This window comes from Pseudomonas sp. K5002, assembly GCF_013386655.1.
Taxonomy (GTDB): Bacteria; Pseudomonadota; Gammaproteobacteria; order Pseudomonadales; family Pseudomonadaceae; genus Aquipseudomonas.
This window is the reverse complement of sequence record NZ_JACARK010000125.1, coordinates 7,662-8,458: the sequence shown is the minus strand read 5'-3', so window position 1 is coordinate 8,458 and position 797 is coordinate 7,662. Positions and strand designations below refer to the sequence as shown.

Annotated in this window: 1 pseudogene; it reads right to left on the bottom strand. The window is 62.2% G+C overall.

Annotation, left to right across the window (positions count from 1 at the left end):
• A pseudogene (locus HX846_RS39490) lies at window positions 1-797 on the bottom strand (mechanosensitive channel MscK); the annotation flags it as partial.

Here is a 797-nt window from a genome sequence, read left to right as displayed (position 1 = left end):
TTTTGCCCGCGGGCGTCGATCTGCAACGCATAGCCGCAGAGTGCCAGGCCCAGGGCCACCGGCATCGCCAGCGCGATATTCACCAGGATCGCCACCGGCGTGTGCCACTGGCTGTCGCGTTTGAAGTGGCCGATGTCCATATGGATTTTTTTCAGCCGGGCATACAGGTAGCTGCGACGCCACAGCAGCGCGCCGATCAACAACAGCAGGGGCAGGAACAGCAGCGGGCGCTGGGTCAGGCCGTCATACAGCTCGCTGACGCTGGAGGCCCACGGCAGGGTATTGACCTGTTTGCTCAGGTGCGCCGGTACGGTTTCCAGCCATTCGGTATCCAGCGGCTTGTTGCTGGGAATCCAGAACATCTGTTCGTCGAGGGTCGCCCGCAAGGTGGTGGCGGTGCTCAGCAGTTGTTTCTGGTTCAGTTGCAGGGTGATGGATTCGTTGAGCAGTGCGCTCAGTTCCCGGCTCAAGCGTTCCAGCAGGTCGCTGCGGGTGATCGCCAGTTCCAGCAGGGTGCGCCGCAGTTGTGGCGTCACCTGGTCGGCCGGCTGGTTGGCCAGCAAGCTGTCGACGTAGGTGCTCGGGGTGCTGATCAGTTCGCGCTGCTGGTTGACCTCGAACTGGTACAGGCGAATGTTGGCGATGTCATCTGCCAGGTCGCGGTCCACGGTCAGGCGCGGGAGGGCCTGCTTCTGTTTGTAGAGGATCTTGGACAGCAGCAGGCTGCCCTTGAGCACGTTGATCTGCTCGTCCAGCGCCGAGTCGCTTTGGGTCACGCTGTCCAGTTGCTGCTTGGT